The 2914-nt window shown below is 57.4% G+C and carries 3 protein-coding genes; all 3 read right to left on the bottom strand.

Features of this window, described 5'->3' with window-relative positions; translation table 11 throughout:
• Positions 1-570 precede the first annotated feature (570 nt).
• Positions 571-1053, bottom strand: a complete 483-nt coding sequence (gene rssC, locus AC1DRN_RS29765; protein WP_223462651.1) for an anti-sigma factor antagonist RssC — start codon at positions 1051-1053, stop codon at positions 571-573.
• Positions 1053-2234 carry a two-component system response regulator RssB gene (gene rssB / locus AC1DRN_RS29760; RefSeq protein ID WP_223462650.1) on the bottom strand — a complete coding sequence of 394 codons (1182 nt, stop codon included), beginning with the start codon at positions 2232-2234 and terminating at the stop codon, positions 1053-1055. The genes rssC and rssB overlap by 1 nt, the downstream gene beginning before the upstream one ends.
• A 390-nt stretch (positions 2235-2624) precedes the next feature.
• Positions 2625-2914: MlaA family lipoprotein (locus AC1DRN_RS29755; protein WP_477786911.1), on the bottom strand; the 290-nt coding region annotated here is incomplete at its 5' end.

Below are 2914 nucleotides of genomic sequence, written 5' to 3'. Positions count from 1 at the left end.
CTTGGCCTGCAACAACGCTCAAGCTCCGAATTGATGTGGGCCGGACTGGCCCCATCGCGAGCAAGCTCGCTCCCACAGGGATTTGCGGGATGGCTGAGGTCGTGTGCTGAACGAAAAACCTGTGGGAGCGAGCTTGCTCGCGATGGGGCCAGTCCGGCCCACATCAATTCGGAGCTTGAGCGTTGTTGCAGGCCAAGCGGTGAAATGCAAAAAGGGCGAACCYTCACAGGTTCGCCMTTTTTTGTGGATGCTGGGTAATGYGTGGTGTTYTGGCGGACGCCATCGCGAGCAAGCTCGCTCCCACAGGGATTTGCGRGATGGCTGAGGTCGTGTGCTGAACGAAAATACTGTGGGAGGCCAAGCTGTGATCTTAGTGGGTGTGATGCAAAAAGGGCGAACCTTGGTGGGTTCGCCCTTTTTGTTGATGCGGGGTTCTTGCGGACGCCATCGCGAGCAGGCTCGCTCCCACAGGGATTTGCGGGATGGCTGAGGTAGTGTGCTGAACGAAAAACCTGTGGGAGCGAGCTTGCTCGCGATGGGGCCAGACAAGGCCCACATCACATCAGGGGATCAATTGCGCTCCAGCGCATTCACCAGATCATGGAACGCTTCACGATTGGTGTCGTTCAGGCCCATGAGGATTTTGTGCGCTTCGAGCACTTTGATCCGCACCACTTCTTCGGACTGATCCTGGTCTGGCAGGTCGTCCAGGCATTCCGGGCAGGGTATCGGCTTGTCGACGATGTTGAACACCTGCTCGAAGCCCATGGACTGCAGCAGACGGGTGATGTCTTCGTGGGTGGTGACGACGGTCGGCAGCAGGCCGACCTGTTGCCGCGACAGGATCGACAGCTTGGCCAGCAGGCCCAGGGTGGTGCTGTCGATGCTGCGGGTTTCGGTCAAATCGATCACGATCGCGTTGAAATTCTTCGCGGTGAAGATTTTTTCTATAGTCGCATCCAACGCCGAACACAGGGTCAGGCGAACTTCACCGACGAACTTGAGGACGAAGGTGCCGTCCTGCTCGGCGAACTGGATTCTACCAGTACTCATCAAAGATTCCTGCTCAACACCAACAGGGCGATATCATCCGGCATCTCCCCTAGCGTGGCCAATCCAAAAACCTGCCGCAGCCCATCCAGGGTGCCGCCCGCAGCCTTGACCCGTTGGGGCAACGCCGCCTCTTTTTCTTTGAGTGTGGGTTCTGGCAAAAGATCCAGAATGCCATCAGACATTAGCGTCAGGCTGAACGTCGATGGCAGTTCCAGCACGTGGTCTTCGTAGGTGGCTTCGTTGAAAAGCCCCACCGGCAGGCCACGCCCTTCCAGATAACGAACACCGTCTGGCGTGTACAACACTGGCAACGGCAGATGACCGCCGATGCTATAGGTCAACAAACCGGTCTCCTCGTCGATGACTCCACCGACCATTGTGACGTGTTTACCCAGCTTACAACTGATCAGGCCCCGGTTGATATGACCAAGAACCTCTGAAGGCTTGAATTCCGGCAAGGTGCCGCTGCGCCTGGATTCGAACAGCAAGCGCGTGGTCATGAACTTCAACAGCACGGTGACGAAGGCTGAAGAGGCGCCATGACCGGAAACGTCCGCCAGGTAAAAGGCGACCCGGCGCTCGTCGACCCGGAAGTAGTCGACGAAATCACCCGACAGGTACAGCGACGGGATGATCTGGTGAGCAAATTTGAACTCGTTGATGGCCCAGGGGCTGACCGGCAGCATGTTCATCTGCACCTGGCGACCGGCGTTCTGGTCCTCCTGGAGCAGGTTCAGGCTGGCTTCGAGTTCGCGGTTGGCCTTCTCCAGCTTCTCGCGGTAGCGCTGGTTCTCCAGCAACAGGCGCGCACGATCCAGGGCCCGGCGCACGGAGTGCTCGAGCACGGCCAGATCTTCGAGAGGCTTGATCAGGTAGTCCGCTGCGCCCAGGCGCAGGGCTTCGACCGCGTCGTTCATCACGCCCGCACCTGAAACCACAATCACCGGCGTTTGCGGTGACAGTTCGGTGACCTGGCGGATGAGTTCGAGTCCGCCCATCTGCGGCATGCGCAGATCGCAGATGACCAGGTCGGGCTTGTCTTGCTCGAATACCTGAAGGCCCTGCTGACCATTGCTGGCCTGCAAGACGCTGAAACCACTGTCTTCCAAATAGGCGGCGAGGCTCGCGCGAACTACTTCGTCATCATCGATTATCAGCAGCGTGGCACTGGTTTTTCGCATGTGGGCAAACGGCGCCAGAATTAGGTTGGCGTAGCAGGCGGGGACTTTGGCCCGGCGCTGACTACTGGATTCGCTTTCTAGCCTCTCTGTCGCACCGTTTTCGAGCATTTGCCCTACACACATGTACACCAGAGGTGCCCTTCTAAGGCGCAGACGGTACTCCCATCCGCGGGGCGTTTCAAGCTCACGCCGATGGTCACCTGACGTCTTTATTTGTCAAATCACCGAGAGTTATAAGAACAGACAAATCCGTAACCCAATGGAAGGTTCGAACCCATGAGTCAAACCGGCGGGACTACAGTGAAAAGCGCGATTACATCAGCATGCGGGTCTTCGCAGACAAAAAAGGCGGCCTGTTGATGGCCGCCTTTTCCAGTTTACCGGTCGAGATCAAAAATCGTCTTCAACCTTACCGTCTTTCACCTTGAACTCACGGTTCTGCAAGTACGCATTGCGGATGAAGGTGTACTTGTCGCCGGTGATCAGCTTCTCGCTCGACAGCAGATTGGCGCGGGTATCGATGATGTCCAGCGCGAAGAACGAGTTACGCACAGGTACGTCGTTGACGTAACGATAAGCACCGGTATAGCTGTCGACGTACTTGGACGGCGCATCACGCAAGGTGCTTGGGCCCAGGAATGGCAACATCACGTAAGGGCCGGCAACATCACGTAAGGGCC

Source organism: Pseudomonas sp. P5_B3, from assembly GCF_056400405.1.
Note: the sequence above shows the minus strand (reverse complement) of the source record. Positions and strands in the feature narration are given on the sequence as shown.

Bases quoted from the DNA above. Each gene is read 5' to 3' on its own strand.
- rssC (WP_223462651.1), bottom strand. From the start codon at position 1,053: ATGAGTACTGGTAGAATCCAGTTCGCCGAGCAGGACGGCACCTTCGTC.
- rssB (WP_223462650.1), bottom strand. From the start codon at position 2,234: ATGCGAAAAACCAGTGCCACGCTGCTGATAATCGATGATGACGAAGTA.